20 protein-coding genes and 1 other annotated feature are annotated in these 24,358 nt (G+C 42.5%); of the genes, 18 read left to right on the top strand and 2 right to left on the bottom strand.

Annotated features, from left to right (window positions below; genetic code table 11):
• Positions 1-19 precede the first annotated feature (19 nt).
• Positions 20-742 (top strand): amino acid ABC transporter ATP-binding protein, encoded by a 723-nt coding sequence (locus ACXACN_RS09265; protein WP_474966837.1) that lies wholly within the window; start codon positions 20-22, stop codon positions 740-742.
• A 961-nt stretch (positions 743-1,703) separates the two neighbouring features.
• Here the strand turns inward: ACXACN_RS09265 and ACXACN_RS09260 are convergent.
• Positions 1,704-2,186 (bottom strand): LiaI-LiaF-like domain-containing protein, encoded by a 483-nt coding sequence (locus tag ACXACN_RS09260; RefSeq protein ID WP_474963951.1) that lies wholly within the window; start codon positions 2,184-2,186, stop codon positions 1,704-1,706.
• 248 nt (positions 2,187-2,434) lie between these two features.
• Between ACXACN_RS09260 and hemA the strand changes: the two genes are divergently transcribed.
• The 7 genes from hemA (at position 2,435) to ACXACN_RS09225 (ending at position 9,733) form a co-directional block, all read left to right on the top strand.
• A complete protein-coding gene (gene hemA, locus ACXACN_RS09255) occupies positions 2,435-3,802 on the top strand; it encodes a glutamyl-tRNA reductase (RefSeq protein WP_474963950.1) in 1,368 nt (455 codons plus the stop codon).
• A gap of 12 nt (positions 3,803-3,814) precedes the next feature.
• Positions 3,815-4,633 (top strand): cytochrome c biogenesis protein, encoded by an 819-nt coding sequence (locus tag ACXACN_RS09250; protein WP_474963948.1) that lies wholly within the window; start codon positions 3,815-3,817, stop codon positions 4,631-4,633.
• Positions 4,634-4,651: 18 nt separating this feature from the next.
• Positions 4,652-5,581 carry a hydroxymethylbilane synthase gene (gene hemC, locus ACXACN_RS09245; protein WP_474963947.1) on the top strand — a complete coding sequence of 310 codons (930 nt, stop codon included), beginning with the start codon at positions 4,652-4,654 and terminating at the stop codon, positions 5,579-5,581.
• Entirely contained in the window at positions 5,581-6,345 is a 765-nt protein-coding gene (locus tag ACXACN_RS09240; protein ID WP_474963946.1) for a uroporphyrinogen-III synthase, read from the top strand. The genes hemC and ACXACN_RS09240 overlap by 1 nt, the downstream gene beginning before the upstream one ends.
• Positions 6,346-6,347: 2 nt before the next feature.
• Positions 6,348-7,325 (top strand): porphobilinogen synthase, encoded by a 978-nt coding sequence (gene hemB, locus ACXACN_RS09235; RefSeq protein ID WP_474963944.1) that lies wholly within the window; start codon positions 6,348-6,350, stop codon positions 7,323-7,325.
• 24 nt (positions 7,326-7,349) lie between these two features.
• Positions 7,350-8,639, top strand: coding sequence for a glutamate-1-semialdehyde 2,1-aminomutase (gene hemL / locus ACXACN_RS09230; RefSeq protein ID WP_474963943.1), 1,290 nt, complete (start codon positions 7,350-7,352; stop codon positions 8,637-8,639).
• A gap of 116 nt (positions 8,640-8,755) precedes the next feature.
• Entirely contained in the window at positions 8,756-9,733 is a 978-nt protein-coding gene (locus tag ACXACN_RS09225) for a LysM peptidoglycan-binding domain-containing protein (RefSeq protein ID WP_474963942.1), read from the top strand.
• Here ACXACN_RS09225 and ACXACN_RS09220 read toward each other — a convergent pair.
• On the bottom strand, positions 9,730-9,918 hold the full coding sequence (locus ACXACN_RS09220; RefSeq protein WP_474963940.1) for a hypothetical protein: 189 nt from the start codon (positions 9,916-9,918) through the stop codon (positions 9,730-9,732). The two genes, ACXACN_RS09225 and ACXACN_RS09220, sit on opposite strands and share 4 nt — an antisense overlap.
• A 130-nt stretch (positions 9,919-10,048) precedes the next feature.
• Positions 10,049-10,275, top strand: a binding site (T-box leader).
• 54 nt (positions 10,276-10,329) lie between these two features.
• Between ACXACN_RS09220 and ACXACN_RS09215 the strand changes: the two genes are divergently transcribed.
• The 10 genes from ACXACN_RS09215 (at position 10,330) to ACXACN_RS09170 (ending at position 24,351) form a co-directional block, all read left to right on the top strand.
• Positions 10,330-12,972, top strand: a complete 2,643-nt coding sequence (locus ACXACN_RS09215; RefSeq protein ID WP_474963939.1) for a valine--tRNA ligase — start codon at positions 10,330-10,332, stop codon at positions 12,970-12,972.
• Positions 12,973-13,281: 309 nt separating this feature from the next.
• The gene (locus ACXACN_RS09210) at positions 13,282-14,577 is read left to right on the top strand and encodes a bifunctional folylpolyglutamate synthase/dihydrofolate synthase (protein ID WP_474963938.1); all 1,296 of its coding nucleotides are present in this window, start codon (positions 13,282-13,284) and stop codon (positions 14,575-14,577) included.
• Between the two features lie 77 nt (positions 14,578-14,654).
• Positions 14,655-16,385 carry a diguanylate cyclase gene (locus tag ACXACN_RS09205; RefSeq protein ID WP_474963936.1) on the top strand — a complete coding sequence of 577 codons (1,731 nt, stop codon included), beginning with the start codon at positions 14,655-14,657 and terminating at the stop codon, positions 16,383-16,385.
• Between the two features lie 117 nt (positions 16,386-16,502).
• A complete protein-coding gene (locus tag ACXACN_RS09200) occupies positions 16,503-16,913 on the top strand; it encodes a prepilin-type N-terminal cleavage/methylation domain-containing protein (protein ID WP_474963935.1) in 411 nt (136 codons plus the stop codon).
• A complete protein-coding gene (locus ACXACN_RS09195; protein ID WP_474963934.1) occupies positions 16,910-17,410 on the top strand; it encodes a PulJ/GspJ family protein in 501 nt (166 codons plus the stop codon). Before ACXACN_RS09200 ends, ACXACN_RS09195 begins: the two co-directional genes overlap by 4 nt.
• A gap of 18 nt (positions 17,411-17,428) precedes the next feature.
• Complete coding sequence (locus ACXACN_RS09190; RefSeq protein WP_474963933.1) at positions 17,429-19,093, top strand: hypothetical protein; 1,665 nt, start codon at positions 17,429-17,431, stop codon at positions 19,091-19,093.
• 14 nt (positions 19,094-19,107) lie between these two features.
• Positions 19,108-20,595, top strand: a complete 1,488-nt coding sequence (locus tag ACXACN_RS09185) for a hypothetical protein (protein WP_474963931.1) — start codon at positions 19,108-19,110, stop codon at positions 20,593-20,595.
• A 21-nt stretch (positions 20,596-20,616) separates the two neighbouring features.
• Positions 20,617-21,363: a PRC-barrel domain-containing protein gene (locus ACXACN_RS09180; RefSeq protein ID WP_474963930.1), complete on the top strand. Its 747-nt coding sequence runs from the start codon at positions 20,617-20,619 to the stop codon at positions 21,361-21,363.
• Between the two features lie 30 nt (positions 21,364-21,393).
• Positions 21,394-22,704: a VanW family protein gene (locus ACXACN_RS09175; protein WP_474963929.1), complete on the top strand. Its 1,311-nt coding sequence runs from the start codon at positions 21,394-21,396 to the stop codon at positions 22,702-22,704.
• Positions 22,705-22,728: 24 nt separating this feature from the next.
• Positions 22,729-24,351, top strand: a complete 1,623-nt coding sequence (locus tag ACXACN_RS09170) for a GspE/PulE family protein (protein ID WP_474963927.1) — start codon at positions 22,729-22,731, stop codon at positions 24,349-24,351.
• Positions 24,352-24,358 lie beyond the last annotated feature (7 nt).

Raw genomic sequence — 24,358 nt, 5'->3', positions numbered from 1 at the left:
AACACAATTGTCAGAGCAAATGATTCGAGTCAATAAATTAAATAAATCGTTTGGGGACCTTCATGTACTGAAGGATATAGATTTCCATGTAGAAGAAAGTGAAGTTGTTGTACTGATCGGGGCAAGCGGCTCAGGGAAAAGTACCATGCTCCGCTGTTTGAATTTTCTAGAGATGAAAAACAGTGGGGAGCTTTTTATTAAAGGGGAAGAAATTGATCCTAAAAAAGATAACCTTAACAAAGTTCGTCAGCAAGTAGGGATGGTGTTCCAACACTTTAATCTGTTTCCGCATATGACGGTTTTAGGTAACGTCATCGAAGCTCCCACCCAAGTCAAAGGAATTTCTAAGAGTCAGGCCAAGAAAGAAGGTCAGGAACTCTTGGAAAAGGTTGGCCTCGGAGATAAAGCAAATGATTACCCATCCAGACTTTCAGGGGGACAAAAACAAAGGGTTGCCATCGCTAGAGCCCTTGCTATGAAACCTGAGATCATGCTGTTTGATGAGCCGACATCTGCGCTTGACCCAGAACTTGTTGGTGAGGTTCTTGCGACTATGAAAGACCTTGCCAAGGAAGGAATGACAATGGTCGTTGTCACCCACGAAATGGGCTTTGCGAGAGAAGTTGCTGACCGTGTCGTTTATATGCATGACGGAAAAATCGTCGAGTCAGGAGCTCCGAAAGACTTATTCGAAAATCCACAAGAAGAACGAACCCAAGCGTTCCTAAGCTCCATCTTATAATACACAACCCCCAGAGGCTGCCTCTGGGGGTTTGGTGTTTTATTTATTCTTTATTAAAGAAAATGGCAGGTTTTTATAAGACTTAATTTCGAGATTTTCGAGGGAGTTAGGGGCTCCGGGAAAAGGTTCGCTTTCCGTGGGCGAGTGATGAGCCTCCTCGAGCTAACGCTCTGCGGGGTCTCATCTACCACGCACTTCCCACAGGAGTCTCACCGTTTCCCTCCGCCCCTTTGCTATAATAATGTTCTCGAAAATTCCCTTTTACAGCAACCTGACGAGTTCTGTCATGAAGATCTGCTCACCCAAGCCGTTATAGAGTTGTTTAAACCAAGAGTTCTGCACGAATTAGAGCGAGGAAACAGGGTCTGGGAAACGTCCGCATGAAAACCGAATGGAGACACGAACGTGTGTGTCTTTCTACTGACTGTTCCAAAACACTGCAAATCGTCGTTTCCCTGCCCAGGAATTGTGAATCTTTATTTCAACCAGACAAGGCTGCCTTTAAGCATGCGCGGTGTGTGCTCCCCGCGCTCCCGCGGAAAGCGAGCTATTTCCCTCCGCCCCTTTGCCATGTAAGGTTCTCGAAATCACTTCTGGAACAATCAGCTTGAATGACTGAGGAAAGTGGATCATATAACCTCTCCATAGCAGGCATTCAGAATTTATAAGCTTGATACAGAGCGCTTTATGCCAACCTTAGTAGGGGAAATGGGAGACACTTCCCCTAGGTAGGGGTTCGTTTCTCCTTACTATGAAAGGGGTGGTTGGGAAGCTGCGAGACTCCCGTGGGAGAAAGGAGATCGGCGAGATCCCGCAGGGCATTAGCCCGAGGAAGCTCGCCACTCCCCCACAGGAAAGCGAGTTGCTTCCCAACCACCCCTGACGCGGACTTTGGCAAACGAACCCCCGGAACATCTCGAAACTGAGTCTTCCACTAAAGGGAGCTTTAGTTTAGGATTGGTTATTTCTTTTTTAATAGATAAAAGCCAAAAGCGATCAGGACGAGTGGCCAGAAACGTTCGATCAATTGAAAAGCGCCCTGAATCCATTGAAACCAAGTTGGATTGGTTGGCGCAAATATCGCAAAAAAGCCGACTCCAAGTAAGATCAGAGCAGGAAACAGTCCATTTTTAGTTTTTCTATAGTGCAATAGAAAAGCAACCCCAACAATAATCAGGTACATTCCCCAGTGATCGCGCCAAAAAGGTACATAGTTGACGGCTAAGAAATGAAAACCGAATCCAGCCAATATCACACCTGTGAACAAGGATGAGTGATCTTTCGCCCAATAGCTATGTAATAAAAAGGCCACCCCTATGAATATTACTAGCGTGTGCCATGAGTAGAATGGGCTCAATTCGGGAATATTGAGATGATGAAGGAAGTAGTATGCGCCTAACCCGATGAATAACAGTCCTATAAGTGAATTTTGTTTATTCAACATGATCACATCCTTTTCTGTTGTACATAAATGTCGGATCCTTGCGATTATGAGTAGGTTTTGGTATATTACAATCGGATTATAATTTAGAGTTCTTCTAAAAAAGTCGTTATTATTTTCAATTCCATCTAATTTTATCCTATCATAAGGGATTCAAAATCTGTTCATATTTCTAACGAAAAATCGACCTGATTTTGTGCTATAATAATGGATATGTGATAAGTCTTGAACGTTTAATGGGGGTAGATGAAATGCACATTTTAGCTATCGGTCTTAATTACAGAACAGCCCCTGTGGAAATTCGCGAGAAGCTTACATTTTCCGAGGAAGAGCTGACAAATGCCATGCAGCGCCTTAATAAACAAAAGAGTGTTTTGGAAAATGTGATTATTTCTACATGCAACCGAACGGAAATCTATGCGGTCGTGGATCAAATTCACACAGGTCGCTATTATATTAAACAGTTTCTATCGGATTGGTTTGAGATTGAAAAAGAGGAGTTTTCTCCTTTTCTTTCAATTTACGAAACCGACGGAGCGGTTGAGCACCTGCTGCGCGTTTCGGCAGGTCTGGATTCTATGGTGCTTGGCGAAACTCAGATTCTCGGGCAGATGAAGCAATCTTTCTTGCAGGCACAGGAAGCTGGGACAACAGGGACGATCTTCAATCAGTTGTTCCGTCAAGCGATAACTATGGCGAAAAAAGGCCATAAAGAGACGGAGATCGGTGAAAACGCTGTATCTGTAAGCTACGCGGCTGTAGAACTTGCTAAAAAGATTTTTGGTGATCTTGTCCACAAGCATATTGTCATTTTAGGTGCAGGGAAAATGGGCGAATTAGCTGCCAAGAACCTTCATGGTTCTGGCGTAAGAAAAGTTTCGGTCGTGAATCGTACACTAGCAAAAGCTCAAAATGTAGCAGGTCAATTTAACGGTCATCCTCACACCATGGACGAGCTTGAAGGTGTGTTGGAAGATGCTGATATCGTAATCAGCTCAACAGGTGCAACAGATTATGTCATCACGAAGGAAAAGATGGAACCTATTCATAAAAAGCGAAAAGGAAAACCTCTTTTCTTTGTAGACATCGCTGTTCCACGAGATCTCGACCCGGCTATGGAATCCCTGGAGAGTGTCTTCCTGTATGACATTGATGATTTGCAAGGGATTGTAGATGCCAATCTTGCACTCCGTAAACAAGCAGCAAAAGAAATTGAAGTGATGATTGAAGCGGAAATAGTCGAGTTTAAACAATGGTTACAGACAATAGGCGTAGTTCCTGTGATTTCAGCTCTTCGGTCGAAAGCTTTGGACATCCAGGCAGAAACGATGAAGAGTATCGAAAGAAAAATGCCGGAATTGACTGATCGTGAACGGAAAGTGTTAAGTAAACACACAAAGAGTATCATTAACCAAATGTTAAAAGAACCGATCTCTCAGGCGAAGGAAATGGCAGCTCAGCCGGATGCAGAGGAAACCCTGCGTTTATTCACTCAAATCTTTGGAATTGAAGAGCAGGTGAAGAAAGAGGCGGAAGAACAAGAAAAAAAGAACAAGGTGGAGAACGATACAGAGGCCAGTGATTCCATCTCCATGGTCAGCCCTGTAGCCCATTCATAAGGTGGAAGTGAAATGCTTGAATTAAAATGGGTTTACGAACTTATCCTTTTTCTATATGGATTGAGTATTATTGGATACTTCATCGACTTTGTACAAAATAACCGGAAGGCGAACATTGCTGCCTTCTGGTTACTTAGTATGGTTTGGGTTTTGCAAACATTCTTTTTGCTTTCTCAGGTGTTTATTAATACCGATTTTCCAATCATGACGGTTTATGATGGTCTCTATTTTTATTCGTGGATTCTAGTGACGTTTTCCCTCATTATTAACAGACTGTTTAAAGTGGATTTTCTTGTGTTCTTCACAAATGTGGTCGGTTTTTTGATCATGATCATTCATATTTCTACGAGGGCTCAAAATGTTCTAGAGAATAGGGGTGTGGCTCTCGTCAATGAGCTGCTTGTCATCCATGTTAGTTTAGCGATCATATCCTACGGGTTCTTTACCTTATCGTTTATTTTTTCTGTGATGTATCTATTGCAATATCGTTTATTGAAAAAGAAGAAATGGGATGCAAAGCTATTCCGCCTTGGAGATTTAACAAAGCTGGATCATTTTTCTTATGTATCCATCATATTAGGGGTTCCTCTGTTGTTGATTGCGATCATCCTTGGTGTTGTATGGGGATACGTCTCTACGGCTGCATTTTATTGGTACGATTCCAAAACGCTTGGATCACTGCTCGTGTTAGTCGTATATATCATTTATTTGATACTTAGGATTATCAAAGGGTATCAAGGACGTGCGATTGCCATATTCAATGCGGGAGCGTTTCTGTTTCTATTAATTAACTTTTTCTTATTTGGTTCATTATCCAACTTTCATTTTTAGTATCGAGGAGGAAGTGTTTTGAGAAAAATCGTCATCGGGTCACGCAAAAGTAAATTAGCGATTACACAAACGGAATGGGTGATCGAACAGTTGAAAGAAATCGATCCATCCTATGAGTTTGAAATCAAGCGAATATCAACGAAAGGTGATCAAATCCTGGACGTCACCCTTTCTAAAGTTGGGGGAAAAGGGCTCTTTATTAAAGAGATCGAACAGGCCATGTACGATGGAGAAATCGATATGGCTGTTCATAGTATGAAGGACATGCCTGCTGTAGTGGCAGAAGGCTTAATGGTTGCAGCTGTTCCCATTCGCGAGGATCACCGCGATGCTTTTGTGTCGAACGGTAATGTTGCTCTTAAAGACCTTCCTGCTGGAGCCATCGTTGGGACGAGCAGTTTGAGACGAGGTTCTCAAATCAAGGCGGTTCGACCAGATGTGGAAATCAAATGGATCCGTGGAAATATTGACACACGTATCCGCAAGTGTAAGGAAGAAGACTACGATGCGATTGTTCTCGCAGCTGCCGGTTTAAAACGGATGGGGTGGGATGATGATGTCGTCACCGAATATCTGGAACCTGATGTTTGTGTTCCGGCTGTTGGACAGGGAGCGCTTGCGATACAATGCCGTGAGAACGATTCAGAATTACGCGATTTTCTTAAGAAGTTAAATCATGAGTACACCGAAACAACGGTTACTGCTGAGCGGAAGTTTCTTCATGATTTAAATGGTGGCTGCCAAGTGCCTATTGGTGGGTATGCGTATCGTAAAGGCGAGGAAATCGTCCTGACAGCGCTTGTCGGAACACCTGATGGAAAGACCATCCTGCATGAAACGGTTTCTGGAACAGACCCGGTTGAAGTAGGGAAAGAAGCGGCTGATCGTTTGAAGGCCCAAGGAGCACAGGAAATCGTCGATCGTGCTAAAGAGGAGTATGACCAGTAATGCAGCCATTGCAAGGGAAGAGAATTCTCGTTACGAGAGGAAAGTCCCAAGCGCGCTCATTCATTGAAAAAATAGAAGCAGAAGGTGGAGATGTCTTTCATGCTCCCCTTCTTACCTTCCAATTGAATGATTCTGAATCTCATCAAGAGATTGTAAAACGACTTCACGACTATTCCTGGGTGTTTATCACAAGCGCGAATGGCGTGAAGTTTTTTTTCGAACTTCTGAAAAAATATAGAGTCGCAGTCCCACCATCCTTGAAATTTGCGATTATCGGATCAAAAACGGAAAAACGTTTAAACGGTTTTGGAGTTACAGCTGATTTCCTCCCTTCAAAATACCATGCGTCTTCAATGGGAAAAGAGTTTCTTGCCTGTCACCCACAACCTGGCCCCATTTTGTACATAAGAGGTAATCGTTCAAGGGACTCTCTTCCCCGTATGTTTGACGCAAAGGGTGTATTTTTCCATTCCATGACCGTATATGATACGCTACTATTGGAAGAAAAAAAGCCTGAACTCCTTACGTGGATTCAGGAACAAACGCTTGATGCATTAACTTTTACAAGCCCGTCAACGGTCCGTGCTTTTGTGTCTATGGTGGAGAGTCGAGGGAAAGACCTGCCTTGCTTTTGTATCGGTCCAACGACGGCAAAAGAAGCAGAGAAATGTGGGTTTACCAACGTCCATGTTCCTGAACAATACACGATTACTTATATGCTAAAACAAATGGCTTACTATTTTTCTAACGAAGGGAAAAGATAAATATGAAAGATTTGCAGTTCAAACGACACCGCCGCTTGCGCCGCACAGATTCCATGAGAGCGCTAGTGAGAGAGACGCATCTTCGAAAAGATGATTTGATCTACCCGATCTTTGTTGTAGAAGGGGAAGATATTAAAAATCCAGTCGCCTCGATGCCAGGCGTACATCAAGTCTCTCTTGATCACTTGAATGAGGAAATGGACGAGCTGGTCAGCTTGGATATTAAATCGGTCATTGTCTTTGGTGTTCCAGCAGAAAAAGACGATGTGGGTAGTCAAGCCTATCACGAAGAGGGGATTGTTCAACGGGCCATCCGTCAAATCAAAGAAAATTTCCCTACTCTAACTGTTATTGCAGATACGTGTCTTTGTCAATACACTGATCATGGGCATTGTGGAATTGTCCGGGATGGAGATATAGCCAATGACGAGTCTCTAACTTACATTACGAAAACAGCTGTTTCTCAGGCGGAAGCAGGTGCCGATATCATTGCACCGTCGAACATGATGGATGGTTTTGTAGCAGCTATTCGCCAGGGACTTGATGAAGCAGGCTTCAGTCAGATTCCTGTCATGTCTTACGCTGTTAAATATGCTTCTTCTTTTTATGGTCCATTCCGCGATGCAGCTCACAGTTCTCCTCAATTCGGTGACCGTCGTGCTTATCAGATGGATCCAGCTAACCGTCTGGAAGCATTAAGGGAGGCGGAATCAGATGTAGAGGAAGGGGCGGACTTCTTGATTGTAAAACCGGCTCTCGCCTACCTTGATATCATGCGTGAAGTGAAGGATCGTTTCCGGTTGCCACTGGTCGCTTACAATGTTAGTGGTGAATACTCTATGATCAAAGCTGCTGCGCAAAACGGCTGGGTTAATGAAGAAGAGATCGTTCTAGAAAAGCTGACCTCTATGAAACGAGCAGGCGCCGACCTTATTATTACTTACTTCGCTAAAGATGCAGCACGTTGGTTAAACCAATAACGTGGACAGAAAGGGTGTCGTTTTATGAAAACATTTGATCGTTCAAAACAAGCTTACTCAAAAGCCGTAGATTTAATGCCGGGTGGAGTAAACTCACCTGTACGTGCATTTAAATCGGTCCAGATGGATCCGATTTTTATGGAAAAAGGTGTAGGCTCTAAACTTTATGACCTCGATGGCAATGAGTACATCGATTATGTCTTAAGCTTTGGACCATTAATTTTGGGCCATGCCGATGAGAAAGTGACAGAAGCCTTAACCAAAGCAACGGCGAACGGGACAAGCTTTGGTGCTCCTACAGAAATGGAAAACGAACTGGCTTCCCTTGTGAAAGAACGGGTGCCGTCTATTGAAATGCTCCGCATGGTGAACTCAGGTACAGAAGCGACGATGAGTGCCCTTCGTGTGGCCAGAGGCTACACTGGTCGGGACAAAATCTTGAAATTCGAAGGCAATTATCATGGACATGGAGACTCTTTACTCATTAAAGCAGGATCAGGTGTAGCCACTCTCGGTCTCCCAGACTCCCCTGGTGTGCCGGAATCCATTGCACAAAATACAATTACAGTCCCGTATAATGACTTAGAAAGCGTCCGATATGTTTTTGAAGAGTTCGGTGACGATTTAGCGGCAGTCATTATTGAACCTGTCTCCGGCAACATGGGTGTCGTCCCGCCAAACGAAGGTTTCTTGCAAGAGTTAAGGAAGATGACAGAAGACAATGGCACAGTACTGATCTTTGATGAAGTGATGACTGGTTTTCGCGTGGGATACTACAGTGCTCAAGGACACTTTGATGTGACTCCTGACATGACCTGCCTTGGGAAAGTGATCGGAGGCGGTCTTCCTGTAGGAGCCTACGGTGGAAAACGGGAAATCATGGAACGTGTGGCTCCTGTCGGCGACATTTATCAAGCGGGTACACTCTCTGGAAATCCGCTTGCGATGACAGCAGGTTTTGAAACCATTTCGGCCATGACAGAAGAAGCTTATGCTTCCATTAACAAAAAAGTGGATCGCTTAATTGAAGGATACGAACAAGCTGCGGAAAAATATAACATTCCACTGACGGTCAACCGTGCTGGTTCCATGGTTGGTTTCTTCTTTACAAACGAACCGGTCACCAATTTTGAAACAGCCAACCAATCGGACTTGGATTTATTTACGCACTATTTCCAGGGGATGATTGAAGAAGGTGTGTATCTCCCTCCTTCTCAATTTGAAGGGCTCTTCTTATCTGTCAAACATACAGATGAAGATATTGAGAAAACGATCCAAGCAGCGGATAAAGTCTTTTCAAAAATAAAACGGTAATTCAAATGAAAGCGCATGGGGGTTCCCCATGCGCTTTCGTTATGTATATTACTCTAAGTCTCGCATAAGGTGATAATAGAGGAAAGTGTTTATTACCTTAGGGAGGGGACCGAACTTTGCAAAACAAACAAAATGTATTTTCCTTTTATTTAGATGAATCGATATGGTTTAAGGAAGGACAGGGAGTTCGCGAGTTAATCGGTATATCATTGGAACCTGAAATTACTATAGAAGAGCTTGGAGATGAGGTCCGACTGAAAGGGACGGTCGACCTTGCAGGTGAATACATTCCTACAGGAAGTCAGGATGCTCAGGATGAGAGTCCCCTTGCACCTTCTGTGAGAACCATGGATAAAGTCGAACCATCGGAAGAAGGTGTTCATACATTCAACCACTCATTTCCGGTGGAGATCACGGTACCATTAGAAAGAGTATCGAATTTAGAAGATGTACTCATCGACATCGAAAGTTTTGATTATGAGCTTCCAGCCAACCGTCAACTTCGTCTTCATGCCCATGTGAATATTAACGGGCTGGAAGAAAAACAACAAGGAGCATCGAATGAACCGGGGTTCGATGAATCAGCAACAGTTGGACCCGTCAATTTCCAAGCGCATAGTCCTAAAGAATCCCCTGTCTTTCCGGAACGGGAAGCCCCTGTTTTCCGCATTGATGATAGTGATGAAAGTGAGCATGTGGAAGAAGAGGAAGATGGACGCTGGTTTTATAAGAAGTCACAAAGTTTTCCTGAGTTTTTCGGTCACGCACAAGAAAATACCCAGTTCAAACAGGAGGAGCCTTCCTATGATAGTGAGGATTGGGGCGAAGTCAGTATAGAAGAGTCGAGCAGTGAGGAGTCCGATCAAGAAAGTGCTCAGGCACCTGGGGGTATGGATGGGATCAAACAAATCTTTAAGCATTTGTTCCCGAACAGAGAAGACACGTACACGCAAATGAAAATGTATATTGCCCAGGAAGAAGAATCGTTGTCATCGATTGCGGAGAAGTATGAAGTCTCTTTAAAACAGTTAGAACGTGTCAATGATTACAAAGATGATGTTTCCCCTGGGCAGATTGTGTATATTCCGAACTAAATCCATTTATATTTAAAAGCAAAAAACAAACCGAGGACCAATCCGAGAAGGAAGATATCGAATGTAGTCGGGAAGATGATGGTACGTAGTGCCTGGAAGATTACAATGGGCAGCAATGATTTTTCAATAACAAACAACCAAGTTCTGCACCAAGGAGGCAGGCGGTAACGATACAAACGACTCATAAAGAGCACCTCATTTCCATGGAGGATAAAGGCTCCTGGGCGATTCGCTCAGGGGTTTTCGCCTTTTTCTTTGACGTAGTTGACTAAATGCCTCTTTTTTATATACAATATGTAGTATAGTCTTTATACGTGAAATGCTTAGATAGGGAAGAGTACATGAACAATTCCTTCAGAGAGGAAAACAGTTGGTGAGAGTTTTCCAGGAACCCTGTTGATGGAAGTCGCCCTTGATGCAGCTTCTTTGAACGATGATTAGGAGAAGCCGGTTAGAAGCCGTTATTTTTATTTGAGTGTACAGGATAAACTTCCTGTAAATTAAAGGTGGTACCACGGAAATGAAACCCTTTCGTCCTTTTCTAGGATGAAAGGGTTTTTTATTTTTTATAAAGAGAATAAAAGGAGGAAGATCGAATGGATCAAAAAGATCTTTCAATGCCTACAAAGTACGATCCGGCAGCCGTTGAGAAGGACCGTTATCAGTACTGGGTAGATGGTAAATTTTTTGAAGCAACAGGAGATAAAAACAAGGAACCTTATACAATTGTCATTCCACCTCCGAACGTGACCGGTAAACTGCACCTAGGTCATGCGTGGGATACGACATTGCAAGACATCCTGACACGTGTGAAGCGAATGCAGGGATTTGATGTGCTTTGGCTTCCGGGGATGGACCACGCGGGGATTGCTACACAAGCCAAAGTGGACGCAAAGCTCCGTGAAGAGGGAATTTCCCGCCACGATCTCGGCCGTGAAAAATTCCTTGAAAAATCATGGGAATGGAAGCATGAATATGCGAAGTTCATCCGTGCCCAATGGGAAAAGCTGGGCTTGGGTCTTGATTATTCTCGTGAGCGTTTCACTCTTGATGAAGGTCTATCTCAGGCGGTTAAAGAAGTTTTTGTAACCCTTTATGAGAAAGGTCTGATCTACCGGGGAGAATACATCATCAACTGGGATCCTGCCACGCAAACAGCTTTATCTGATATTGAAGTGGAGTACAAAGATGTGCAAGGCGCCTTTTATCATATGCGCTATCCATTAAAAGATGAAGAAGGAACCATTGAAATTGCAACCACACGTCCTGAGACGATGCTTGGAGATACAGCGATCGCGGTACATCCGGAAGATGAGCGCTACAAGCACTTGATCGGTAAAAAAGCGGTTCTGCCGATTGTCGGTCGCGAAATTGACATTGTTGCTGATGATTATGTCGATATGGAGTTCGGTTCAGGTGCTGTGAAAATCACTCCAGCACACGACCCTAACGACTTCGAAATTGGCAACCGTCACAATCTAGCACGAATTCTCGTCATGAATGAAGACGGGTCAATGAATGAGAATGCTGGCAAATACAAGGGCATGGATCGCTTTGAATGTAGAAAACAAATCGTTAAAGATCTTCAGGAAGATGGTGTTCTATTCGAGATTGAAGAACACATGCACTCGGTTGGTCACTCTGAGCGAAGCGGAGCGGTCGTGGAACCTTATTTATCTACACAATGGTTCGTTGATATGAAACCACTCGCTGATGCTTCCATCGACTTGCAAAAAGGGGACGATCAAGTACAGTTTGTTCCGGATCGATTTGAAAAGCCTTATCTACACTGGATGGAGAACACGAGAGATTGGTGTATTTCCAGACAATTATGGTGGGGCCACCGTATTCCGGCTTGGTATCATAAAGAAACTGGCGAAATTTATGTTGGCAAAGAAGAGCCGAAAGATCTGGAAAACTGGAAGCAGGATGAAGATGTCCTGGACACATGGTTCTCTTCCGCACTCTGGCCTTTCTCCACAATGGGCTGGCCTGATGAGAACAGTGAGGATTATAAACGCTATTTCCCAACCAACGTACTCGTTACAGGTTATGACATCATTGGATTCTGGGTCAGCCGCATGATCTTCCAATCCCTGGAGTTTACGAACGAGCGCCCATTCAATGATGTACTAATTCACGGTCTTGTTCGTGATGCAGATGGACGCAAGATGAGTAAATCGCTTGGAAATGGTGTCGATCCGATGGACGTTATCGATAAATACGGGGCCGATTCTCTCCGTTATTTCTTATCCACCGGTTCATCTCCTGGGCAGGACTTGCGCTTCCATTGGGAGAAAGTTGAGTCCACGTGGAACTTCGCCAATAAGATTTGGAACGCTTCCCGTTTTGCCTTGATGAACATGGGCGATTTGAAATTTGAAGACATTGATATCACAGGTGAAAAATCAGTAGCCGATCAATGGATTTTGACTCGTCTCAACCAGACGATTGAGCAAGTGACGACAAATATCGATAAATACGAATTCGGTGAAGCCGGCCGTCACCTTTACAACTTTATCTGGGATGATTTCTGCGATTGGTATATTGAAATGGCGAAACTGCCATTGTATGGAGAAGACGAAGCACGCATTCATACGACTCGTTCCATTCTTGCGTACACGCTTGATCAGACGATGCGTATGCTCCATCCATTTATGCCTTTCATCACAGAAGAAATTTGGCAGCACCTTCCTCATGAAGGAGAGTCAATTACACAGGCATCATGGCCGGTAGTAAGGGAAGATTTCCACAATGAAAAAGCTGTGGAAGAGATGAATCGCCTGGTCTCTATCATCCGTTCAGTCCGGAATATCCGTTCAGAAGTGGATACACCGATGTCCAAGGAAATCCAACTAATGATTCAGGCAAAAGACGATGCCATCGTTCAAGAACTGGAGAAGAACCGTGACTATTTAGAAAGGTTCTGTAATCCTAGTGAACTGACAATTGCAACAGACTTGCAGGCACCTGAAAAAGCGATGTCAGCCGTTATTACTGGAGCGGAATTGTACCTTCCATTAGCAGGCTTGATCAATATTGAAGATGAAATCAAACGCCTAGAGAACGAATGGAAGAAATGGGATCAAGAAGTCACACGTGTTCAAAAGAAACTTTCCAATGAAGGTTTCGTAAGTAAAGCCCCAGAACATGTAGTTGAAGAAGAACGTAAAAAAGAAACAGACTACCTTGATAAGCGTGCGAAAGTAGAAGCACGGATCAAAGAGTTAAAAGCATAAACGAGAAGGAGGGTATTCTACGGAGTACTCTCCTTTTTTGAAAGATTATAGTAAGCGAATCCATGTTTGTTTTAAGGTTAGTTATTAGACTATATGGCAGGATTGATTGTGGAAGACTCGATTTCGAGACTTTTGTTGAGTGGATGGGGGCTGCGGGGAATGACTCGCTCACCGCCCGCCCCATGGAAATAGAACTGTTTCCCGGAGCCCCTAAACTCACCTAAACATCTTGAAACTAAGTCTTCCACAATCGGGAGCTTATATGGAACTAAGAAGGAAACAGAGTTTTTTTGAAGTGAGGGAATAGAAATGGAGTATTTAGAAGCAATTGACTGGATTCACTCTAGAGAGAAATTCAAAGTGAAGCCAGGGTTGAAGCGAATGGAGTGGATGATGGAGAAACTGGATCATCCGGAAAAGAAATTCAAGGCAGTTCATATTGCTGGAACGAATGGAAAAGGTTCTACACTCTCTTTTCTGCGCCATATCCTCCAAGAGCAAGGGATGTCTGTCGGGACGTTCACTTCGCCTTATATCGAGACATTCAACGAACGGATCAGTGTCAATGGGCGTGCGATAGAAGATGAAGAATTGGCTGAATTGGTGGTAAAAATTAAACCCTTATCCGAAGAATTACGTCGGACACCATTAGGGGAACCAACTGAATTTGAAATCATTACAGCGATGGCGATGCTTTATTTTTCAGAGGCTCAGCTTGACATAGTGGTGATAGAAACAGGGCTTGGGGGAAGGTTTGACTCGACAAACATCTTGACACCAATCCTTTCTCTTATCACCAACATTGGACATGATCATATGAATGTGCTTGGTTCCACAGTAGAGGAAATTGCACAAGAAAAAGCAGGGATTATTAAACAGGGGATTCCAGTTGTGACAGCGATCAAACAGGAAGATGCGATGAGAGTCGTCAACGAAAAAGCAAAGGAATGCGAGTCGAAAGTCTTCAAACTCGGAAAAGAATTTGATGTTTTTCATCAATCCAGTACTGAAGAAGGGGAATGGTTTGTTTTTTACAATCAAACGTTCCGTTCAGGAACTTATTTGAGTATGATGAAGGGCCCCCACCAAGTGGAGAATGCTTCATTAGCTATTCAAGCTGCAGAATTATTGAGAGAAAGCGGGCTGCACATCGAACGGAATCTTTATGGCAGAGGGATTGCTTCCACTCGTTGGCCTGCTAGGTTTGAAAAAGTGAATGAATCTCCCCTAACGATAATAGATGGGGCGCATAATGAGGAAGGAACACGTGCGCTAGTAGATACAGTGGAACGTCATTACCCTGACAAGAAAATTGTCCTTGTCTATTCTGCTTTGGAGGATAAGCCCGTTATGAAAATGTTGAAACAGCTGGAAGCGGTCGTCGACACAGCCTACATGACAACGTTTGATTTTCCAAGAGCTTTGCAAGGGTACGAACTTGCGGAATATTCAGAGATTAATCAAACCATCGCGGTTGAAGACTATAAACAGGCAATTCGTGAAGCAACCTCATCTGTAGGAGAAGACGGTTTATTGCTCATCACAGGGTCCCTTTATTTCATTTCCTTAATTAGGGAATATTTTGAAAGTAAAGAAAACTTATGATAGGATAGGGATATTCTTTATATTATTATGGATAAATGGTCATAAATCAGTGTAGGTCTTTAGGTTGGGGTGATGGGATGACGAAGCAAAAGCAATATGCGGTTTGGTTTGTGTGGGCATCCATTTGGCCCGCAAGTTTAGTGTACTTATACACAAGGTTATCACCCGTTTTTGAGGGGAACTGGGTCGATATTGCTGCATTTATCATCCTTGCTTCCATCGTTGCGTTATTCCCGCTGCAAATCGGAGATCACCCTGTCTTTTTCACTCAGGGGATCGCATTTGCAGTTTTTTTATATTATGGACTTTTTGTGGAGCTTATGGTTTCCCAAGTGGCCATATTGGCACTGATGGGGAAGATGAGGCTTGGTCGAACCAATCTTTACCGATTACCTATCAACTTGTTTATGTTTTTAATGATTTCAGTAGTATCAGCTGGGATCTATTACGCCTTGGGAGGAACACACGGCCCGTCAGCTGTCAATGATAGTGGAGATGCCCTTCCAATCATCTGTTATGCCCTATCACAAATCGCCCTTAACCAATTTTCTATTAAGTTTGTAGCCAATGTTCTTTATCGTAAAGAAATTAAATGGCTGGATAAAGGTCTGGCATGGGATCTGTTAACGGCGTGTCTTGTTCTGCCGATCGGGTTTGTCCTTTACATAGTCTATACAGAATTTGGGATAAGTGCCATTTTCTTTGTTGGCATCCCATTCGTGTTCATTTCAGGGATGTTGATGCTCTACCATAACAGCAATCGGGTAAATACATATTTAAGAAAAACGAGTATTATTGGTCATGAACTTACAGGGAAGCTAGGAGTGAAAGAAGTTCTTGATATTTTTGTCGAACGTTTAAGTGAACTCCTTCCCGTTGATTACATCTATGTGTATGACATTACTTCAAAAAACCGCATGGAACTGATCCGTTTCTTCGATCGTTCTGGTAACATTCACTTTCCTACTATTCAATTGTCTAAGGGCCAGAGCATTAGTGGAAATACGTGGAAGAAGGGTGCAAGTGTTTTTTATAAAAAGAAAGTAGAATGGTCTCACCTGGAAAATCAATACACACCTACACAGGCAGAAAGTGTTTTGTCCGTACCCGTAGAGCGTAACGGAGAGATTGTCGGAGTTATTTCTATTTTCTCCAAAAAAAAACGTGCTTTCTTCCAGTTTCAGTTCATGATTTTGAACATCCTTGGCAACTATTTAGGTGTAGCGATTGATAATGCAAGACATTATGAGAAAACGAAAGAAAGAAGTGAACGTTGTGGCTTGACGGGTTTATATAATTATCATTATTTTGAGGATCACCTATTGAATATCTTTGAAGGACAAGAGCAAAAGAAAATAGAATCCATTTCACTCATACTATTAGATATCGATCATTTTAAACGAGTGAACGATACCTTTGGCCATGAAAGTGGCAATGAAGTGCTCGCTTCATTAGCGGAGAGACTTCAGGAAGTAGTGAGGGGGCGTGGAACGCTCGCAAGATATGGAGGCGAAGAGTTTGTCCTTCTATTACCCGGCTACGAGAACAACGAGGCATTAGACATTGCTCATTCGATTCGGGCCTGTATTATACAGAAACCGTTTATTGCCTATGAACATATTCGTGAATCAACAACACCCATTTCCATCTCAGTAACAGCAAGTATTGGTGTAGCTACCTACCCTGATCATTGCGAAGAAGCGGTTGATTTGATCCGTCAAGCAGACCGGGCGATGTATGTAGGGGCAAAACAAAGAGGGAGAGACCGTGTAGCCAGTTTTAATGAAATCGTACAAACTGTTCAATGACTTTTATTGGACAGTTTTTTTGTATGTTTCGTAAGGAATTTATCGAATTCTGACAGGACAAAGCCCTGGATTTGCGTTATAATTTTGATAAAAGATGTAAATTGGGGGAGAAGGCGGATGCCTCATTTTGGCGAAGAAAAAGCTTTTTCACTCGTGGAAGTCATTGTAGCGATGGCCTTGCTTCTCGTCGTGTTCATTGTTTCATCCCAAATTGTTATGAATACGATGACACAATCAAATACGATTGATGAGGATTTTACATCTATGGAAATTGCTGATGGAGTGCTGAAAGCCTATCAATCTAAATCATTGGAAGATTTGGATGCTCAGAAAGGCAGAGGGGAAATAAGAGTGAATATACCTGAATTGTTAGAGTTACCTGATGCTGAAAACGTTGAACCATACACTGGGCATGTGAAGGTTACAGAACCTGAAGAGAAAAGTTTAAGTCCCTACCTGACTAAGGTTATTGTTACGATTACATCCAACAATAAGGAAACCCAACTAGAAGGGTATGTAGAACGATGAACTTCAAGAATGAAAAGGGCCTGACATTAGTGGAAGTACTGGCGGTCGTGAGCCTCTCCATGATTGTCATGGTGGCTGCTTACCATGCCTTTTATTTCGTTACAGGAGCTGTTGAAACGTCCTCAAGTAAAACAGAGATAAGAAAAGAAGCAAACATTCTCATGTTGAGTATAGAAGAACATTTACTCAATGTAGATAAGATTGCCGTAAAAGGAGAAGATCAAGAATCCTTTCAAGCATTTACTGCAATATCATCACGTTTAGACGACATGGATCAAGACGCCACGTTTACTTACATAGAAGAAACGACGGATATATCTATTCAAAATGGTCATCTGCTGATTAACAATAGTCAACAAAATGCTGATGACATGGATTTATCTAATACAACTTTCGAACAGGTTGGCAGTAAGTTGACCGTTCATTTAGAAATTTTAAAAGAAAACACCGATGAAACCTACAGCCTTGTAAAAATTTTCCGCTTAGGGAATGAGTAACGAATGAGAAATTTATTTATGAAACAAGATGGATATGTCTTGGTTACCGTTCTAGTAATGTTTGTCATATTCAGTATCTTGGGGTTGAGTTTGATGAGCTATACGATCGGTTCTCAGCAGTTCTCAACGGCTAATACGGAATTTATAGAGTCAAAAGCCGACGCGGAAGCGAGAGTTCAAGAGGCTCATGCAAGGATATTAAAGGGAATAAATGAAATTAACAATCAATTGGCGCAAGGGTACTTAAGGTTAGAAGATGTAATCAGTAGAATTTCGAGGGTTATGAATGATGCAAGAAAAAGCCTGGATGAAGGCGGTACAATTAAAACTAAATTAATTAAAGATGGAGTGGACGGGGCCTACTTACAAAGAGTGGATATTGAGGTTGATGTTGAAGGGTCAGATCGGAAGTTCGTACGCACCTTAACCGTCTCTACCATCGCTGATGTCTTTCAATATAGTGCTGTAACACCGGGGAACATGGTGCTGAATGGCCCTTCTTATTTGAAAGGGGACGTTCAAGCCGGTGGCAATCTTTACCTTGATGATCATGGGTATTACACATCAAGAAATAGGTATTGGGTGCCTTCCACTTATGCTGGTATTGATGGGGACTTGCGTGTAATGGGTGATTTTCACTATAAGTCCGCCGGGGAAAACATCGTTAAGTTTACACCGGATGAAAAGAATCTCGAACAATACTTCAGCATATCTCCTAGACTAATCGAAGAGTCGGTGCAAGTGGATAAAATAGATGTGGAAACCTATATCAACACTAAAAAGAATCACTCATTAAAAGACGCCCGTGGACTATTCTCAGTAACTGGAGATAAGGAAGTAAGTAACGCTGTGACGATTAATCGAGGTATTTCCTTAAGTGAATACGAAAGATGTGATGATGATGAATGTGACCAATATTATTCCGACCTCAAGGTTACTAGTCGAGGCTCACTGAAAGTCAAGGGAGATCTTTTTGTGAGTGGGAATCTAATATTAGAAGGGAATTTGGAGGTAGACGGGTCAATCTATATCCAAGGCGAAGCGGAGCTTTCAGGCGAATTGAGTGTGGATGAAAATGGCTTTATCTACGTAGGAGATCGTATTGATAGCGTATGGTCTGATTACTTTACAAATAATTCCACCATTGAAGATCTGACATTGGAAAATGGTGCTGTTTATGTCGATGGTTCCTTGAACATTAAAGGGGATATTGATACAAATAGTGCGATTTATATTAGTTATGGTGGACGGATTGAAGGGATAGAAAATAAGTCGGGGACGCTTATTATTCTAAGTGAAGGTCCACTGACCATAGCAAACAACAACTTGTATATTAGTCCTGACAATGAAAACTTAAAAACTATCAATGCTTTCTTTTACACCAATAGCAATCTTGATATGTATGGCGTTGGGTCCAACCTCGTCATTAAAGGCGGAATTTATGGTAAAAACATTACACTCAACGCCATGAAAGGCGATACGAAAAAGAGTGGGGTAGGAGAAAGAACACACTTCCTTGTTGGTGATACATGGTTTGAGAAAGGTCAGAAGAAACTTCCGATGAATACATCTCGTTTCATTATCGATTATGGGGAAGAAATCATCTCGAATCCGCCTGATGGAATTCCCACGGTCGACAAAATCACCGTGAAAGAAATAGATTCCCACTTTTATGATGAATGAGAGGAGGAAATAGCATGACAGACTTACTCATTTGGTTCGGAACGATAGCTTTCGCATTTATCATACTACGCTTTTCACCTTTAAATATGTCCGTGAAGGCGCGGATGGTTTTATGGTTAACGGGGTCTTTGATTAGTTCATTAGCTCTTCTTGCTTCTTTAACCTACACGTTTTGGATAGGGATGGTTTCTGCGCTGGTGCTTGCATTCTTATTTACAGTCCTACTGCAAGAAAAAGCTCCAGGTGTTTTTGAATTCAATAATGAAAAAGGATCATCCATGGAGCATCCACATTCTCCGACGACTGATGATTTTGATCATTGGTACAATGGGGCGAAAGAAGAAGATGCAACCCTAGAGAGTGGCGAAGGGGAAGAATCCACGAATTTTCTTTCCAATGAAGAAGAGCCTAAATTAAACCAACGTGAATCCACTGAAGAGTTAAAAGAGCAAAAGGTGGATCCTGAGCTTGGGAAACTTGATGATGAGAAGGAGGTCTCACAGCCCTCCAATAAAATAGTGCTCGATGAACTTTTTGTAGAAGACAACAATCCACAAGAAGAAGAGTTAAACGCGAAAACATCTGGAGGTGAATGGCCTTCGAATGATGACCAAGCAGCCGCCAATGAAGAAGAATCTCTATTGGAAGAAGAGCTCGTGCAGAGTAGGATGAATGAAGAAACAACTATGGGCTTGGAAGAGGAACCTTTAGAGGAAGAGACAGAAGAAGAACTGATGTCCGAACGGAATCAACAATTGGATTTTGAAGCAGCGGAGCTGGACTCCATTGAAGATGAAGACCTCTCAATAGAGAAGAAGGATGAAGAACGTATTGTTCAAGGGGATGAAAATGAGGAGTCGGGGCGCATCTTAGAAAATGAACTTATGACTGATTCAGCCTTCGAAGATAGCCATCTGGAGCTTGAGCCTATCGAGGATGAAGTTGGCCAGAGTGATTTAGAGAATACAGAGGGCTTTAAGATGCCATATGAAGGATCTAATAAAGAAATCATAGAAGAAAGCAAAGAAACAACAGATTTTGACAAAGATATTACCCGGGAAATGAACAATGCGGATAATGCGTTAGAGGGAAAATATCAAGAAGAAGTCAGCGTCCCATCTATCAATTACTCAAGTGATCCGGATATAGAAGACAACGAAGACAGCCTCTCTCTAGAGGAAGACAACGAGGAAGAACTAATTGCAGATGAAGCGTTACGAAAACAGTTGCTAGAGTTGATGATTGAAAAGATTGAGCATATGGAAGAGGGCATGTCAGGGTCTGAGTACGAGAATTACGTTAAAGCACATCTGTCCGAAAATTTGCCGGATTTAGAGTATTATTCGATCTCCAATCATTTAATCAAACATTATATCAAGCATCAAAAAATAGATGAGCTGGAGTTGTTCGTTGGTGGGTTGATCGATAAATTCAATTCATACTCTCTCATTGTCGAGCAGTTACAGTATGTGTTACAACAACAAGTTCAATATACAAAATAATGATGGGTGTGTAGGAAGAATATGAAAAAGAGTATAGAAATTATCGGATTTCCAATCATCAGTATTTCAGCCGGAGAAGAAATTGGAAGGGTGAAATCCATTGTAATCAATCCAGAAAAAGGATCCGTAGATTTTTTAACTGTTGAACATGAGGATTGGCAAGTAAGTGTAAAGGCCATTCCATTTCAAAAAATCATCGGAATCGGGAAATATGCGATCACTGTGGAAAGTATGCATTCCATTCTGGACTTAAATGAAATCCCGATTGCCAATCAACTGATTAATAAAAAGGTGTATATTAAAGGCGCGCAAGTTATGACTCGAGTCGGGGAGTTAGTAGGAGAAATCACAGAGTACTACGTGAATGAAAAGAATGGACAAATTCTATCTGTGGATGTAACAACAGGTGATCAAAGTAGTATGGAAGTTTCTGCTGAATACATTATCACCTATGGTGAAAATCTGCTCATACTGAACGAAGAGTTTGCTACTGGAGAAGTGAAGACTGAAAAGGTTGAGGAATCTCCCATGCCTGTTGAAACAAAGAAATCCTATCATTTCCAAGCAACCTCTAACCAGGAGCGGATAAATGACTTAGACCGTAAGCAGGATGAATTGTTGGAAGGGAAGCAAGCGACGAAAAATATCGTGAATTCCCAGGGGGAAACCGTTGTCTCAGAAGGGACAGTATTAACTAGAGCTGAAATCGACCAATTGAAGCAGTACGGTCCAAGTGTCATGGTTGAATTGAGCATGAATGTAAAGTGATTCAAATAGGTTCTGAGGAGGTGTGAATGATTGAAACAAACATTGAATCTTAAGCTGCTTTCATTAGTGGTTGCCGTGGGGATGTCTATGTTTCTTTTCACAATTGGAAGTTCAGCGGCAATCCAATATGTAACCACTGGTAAACACCTCCCGGAAAACACAGTCATTGCTTCCGTCAATATTTCGGAGAAAAGTAGAGATGAAGCGGTACAACTGCTCCGAGAAAAGGTGCAGTCTTGGAAAGACAGCCATTCGATTGTAGTCAAAGTGGATGGTAAGGAACTGGCTGTTGATACGGAAATGATACGCTTTGATGTGGAATCAACAGTTGAAGAAGCCATGGATACAACCATCAGGGATTTGCAGGTAACCATTGATGAATCTTATGTAACGGATTTGAAATCTTATATGAACGATTCGTTGGCTGCAGAGTTTTCCGAGGAACAATTCATTGAAACTGTGAAAAGGGAAGCAGCACAATTGATAGATTCCTCTTTAGAGTATGTGGCTTATGACTTTGTAAAAGGGAATGCTTCTGCTCTTTATGAAAGCATCGGTGACCAGACAGTTGATGTGCCTAAAGAGACAAGCATGGAACGAGCTGTGAAGCTCTTTGATGGAACAGAGCTTGAAGATGGGGCCACTTTTTCATTCAACCGCTTGTTGAATAATGATGGTGTATATGATGATGTTTCTCTCGATGTACTAGCCTCTGCCATTTATGGAGCGAGTGTGAAAGCAGGGATGATCATTCAGGAAAGACATATCAGTCACCGAATGCCAGCATACGCTGACATTGGTTTAGAAGCGAATGTAGATCTGGAACAAGGTCAGGATTTAAAAGTGTACAACCCATTCTCAGGGGACTATCAATTGGCGGTAAGTTTAGAAGAGGGCCATGTAAAAATTCAATGGATCGGTTATCCGACCACCTCGGACTTTCATGTGCAATTGTTGGATCGAGAAGAGATTTCCCCTAAAACGATCATCCAGTATTCTTCTCTTGTAAATAGAGGGACGTTCAATCTTTTGCAAGAAGGGAAAAAAGGTGAGGTAGTTTCTGTCTATCGTGTCGACAAATCTTTATCGGATGGAGTGCAGGAGTTTATTTCAGAAGACTATTACCCACCGGTAGCTAGAGTAGAAGAGCACCCACCAGGTTCGGAAGAGAGTCTGGATGAAAATTCAAACTCTGGTGATGAAGGTAAGAGCTCGAGTTCTGAAGGTGAAGAAAGAGATACGGAAACAGATGAAGGAAAAGAGAAATCCAGTGACTCCAAATCCATTCGAAAGAATAAAGAAGGCGTTTGGGAGGAAGTTCCTGATGAAGAATCTAAGTGATGGACGAAAAAGGGTGGACTGGTCATGATCAAGAGAAAAAGATTGGGTGATTTGTTAAAAGAAGCAGGGATTATCGAAGAGGATCAAATACAAGAAGCGCTGGAAACCAAGAAATCAGATCAGAAACTCGGTGACGTACTTGTAGAGAAGGGTTTTGTGACTGAAAAGCAATTGATTGAAGTATTAGAATTTCAACTGGGCATTCCACATGTTTCTTTGTTTCACTTTCCGATTGATCCTAATGTAATCACCATTGTAAGTAAAGAATTCGCTCTTCGTAACCTTCTTGTCCCTATACAACGGAAAGGGGAAGAGTTGACGGTTGCCATGACAGATCCAATGGATTATTTTTCTATTGATGATTTGAAAATATCTACGGGATTCAAAATATCTCCTGTCATTGCTACCAAGCATGAAATTCTTCAAGCCGTTAACCGCCATTATAACTTGAATGATTCAAGTCTCGTGGAAAATGAGGAAGACACAGACGAAGCTCCGGCCATTAAGTTAGTAGATCAACTGCTTCAGGCGGGTGTCCAACTGAAGTCAAGCGATATCCATATCGACCCTCAGGAATCACGGGTGCTGATCCGTTATAGAATAGACGGTGTGTTAAGGACGGAACGAACGTTACCGAAGTCTTTCCAAAACAGCTTGATTGCACGAGTCAAAATCATGGCCAACCTCAATATCACTGAAAGTCGATTGCCACAGGATGGACGAATTAAAACAAATATCGACCGCTCCCCCGTTGATTTGAGGATTTCAGTCCTTCCTACGGTGTACGGGGAGAAAATTGTTATCCGAATTCTTGACCTTTCAAATGCATTGAGCACGATCGAAGATTTGGGCTTTAACAAGATCAATACGCAGAAATATAAGCAATTGATTGAGCAGCCCTCAGGGCTCATCCTCATTACGGGTCCGACAGGTTCGGGGAAGTCATCGACCTTGTATGCATCCTTGAATCGTTTGAACACGGATGATGTGAACATTATTACGGTAGAAGATCCGGTAGAATATCAAATTGAAGGCCTGAACCAAGTTCAAGTCAATTCATCGATCGGATTAACTTTCTCGAAAGGTCTCCGCTCGATCTTACGTCAGGACCCTAACATCGTCATGGTTGGTGAGATTCGTGACTCAGAAACAGCAGAAATCGCCATCCGTGCTTCTCTCACCGGACACTTAGTATTGAGCACAATACATACGAACAGTGCGATTGCAACCATTCCTCGTTTATTCGATATGGACGTAGAACCCTATCTTGTCGTTTCATCATTATCGGGTGTGGTCGCCCAGCGATTAGTCAGAAGAATATGCCGCGATTGCCGAACCCCTCATACATTGACTGTGATGGAAAAGAAACATTTTCAAAAACGTGGAATGACTGCAGAAACAATCTACAAAGGCGCAGGGTGTGACAGCTGTCAAAATACAGGTTATCGCGGACGAATGGCGATTCAGGAAGTGTTAGTGATCGATGATGAAATCCGAACAATGATGATGAACAATGGCAGTATGGACCAAGTCCGGCGTTACGCATTGAAGCAGGGAATGCTCTTCTTGTTAGATGATGGTTTATTGAAAGTGAAGCAGGGACTGACGACGTTAGAAGAAGTGCTTCGCGTCGCGAAAGTCGACTAGCGAGGTG

The organism is Halobacillus sp. AWM4_238 (assembly GCF_056158265.1).
This window is presented reverse-complemented; position numbering and strand designations above follow the sequence as displayed.

Coding starts and splice junctions, on each gene's coding strand:
- ACXACN_RS09265 (WP_474966837.1), top strand. CDS start 20: ATGATTCGAGTCAATAAATTAAATAAATCGTTTGGGGACCTTCATGTA.
- ACXACN_RS09260 (WP_474963951.1), bottom strand. CDS start 2,186: ATGTTGAATAAACAAAATTCACTTATAGGACTGTTATTCATCGGGTTA.
- hemA (WP_474963950.1), top strand. CDS start 2,435: ATGCACATTTTAGCTATCGGTCTTAATTACAGAACAGCCCCTGTGGAA.
- ACXACN_RS09250 (WP_474963948.1), top strand. CDS start 3,815: ATGCTTGAATTAAAATGGGTTTACGAACTTATCCTTTTTCTATATGGA.
- ACXACN_RS09240 (WP_474963946.1), top strand. CDS start 5,581: ATGCAGCCATTGCAAGGGAAGAGAATTCTCGTTACGAGAGGAAAGTCC.
- hemB (WP_474963944.1), top strand. CDS start 6,348: ATGAAAGATTTGCAGTTCAAACGACACCGCCGCTTGCGCCGCACAGAT.
- hemL (WP_474963943.1), top strand. CDS start 7,350: ATGAAAACATTTGATCGTTCAAAACAAGCTTACTCAAAAGCCGTAGAT.
- ACXACN_RS09220 (WP_474963940.1), bottom strand. CDS start 9,918: ATGAGTCGTTTGTATCGTTACCGCCTGCCTCCTTGGTGCAGAACTTGG.
- ACXACN_RS09215 (WP_474963939.1), top strand. CDS start 10,330: ATGGATCAAAAAGATCTTTCAATGCCTACAAAGTACGATCCGGCAGCC.
- ACXACN_RS09210 (WP_474963938.1), top strand. CDS start 13,282: ATGGAGTATTTAGAAGCAATTGACTGGATTCACTCTAGAGAGAAATTC.
- ACXACN_RS09205 (WP_474963936.1), top strand. CDS start 14,655: ATGACGAAGCAAAAGCAATATGCGGTTTGGTTTGTGTGGGCATCCATT.
- ACXACN_RS09200 (WP_474963935.1), top strand. CDS start 16,503: ATGCCTCATTTTGGCGAAGAAAAAGCTTTTTCACTCGTGGAAGTCATT.
- ACXACN_RS09195 (WP_474963934.1), top strand. CDS start 16,910: ATGAACTTCAAGAATGAAAAGGGCCTGACATTAGTGGAAGTACTGGCG.
- ACXACN_RS09190 (WP_474963933.1), top strand. CDS start 17,429: ATGAAACAAGATGGATATGTCTTGGTTACCGTTCTAGTAATGTTTGTC.
- ACXACN_RS09185 (WP_474963931.1), top strand. CDS start 19,108: ATGACAGACTTACTCATTTGGTTCGGAACGATAGCTTTCGCATTTATC.
- ACXACN_RS09180 (WP_474963930.1), top strand. CDS start 20,617: ATGAAAAAGAGTATAGAAATTATCGGATTTCCAATCATCAGTATTTCA.
- ACXACN_RS09170 (WP_474963927.1), top strand. CDS start 22,729: ATGATCAAGAGAAAAAGATTGGGTGATTTGTTAAAAGAAGCAGGGATT.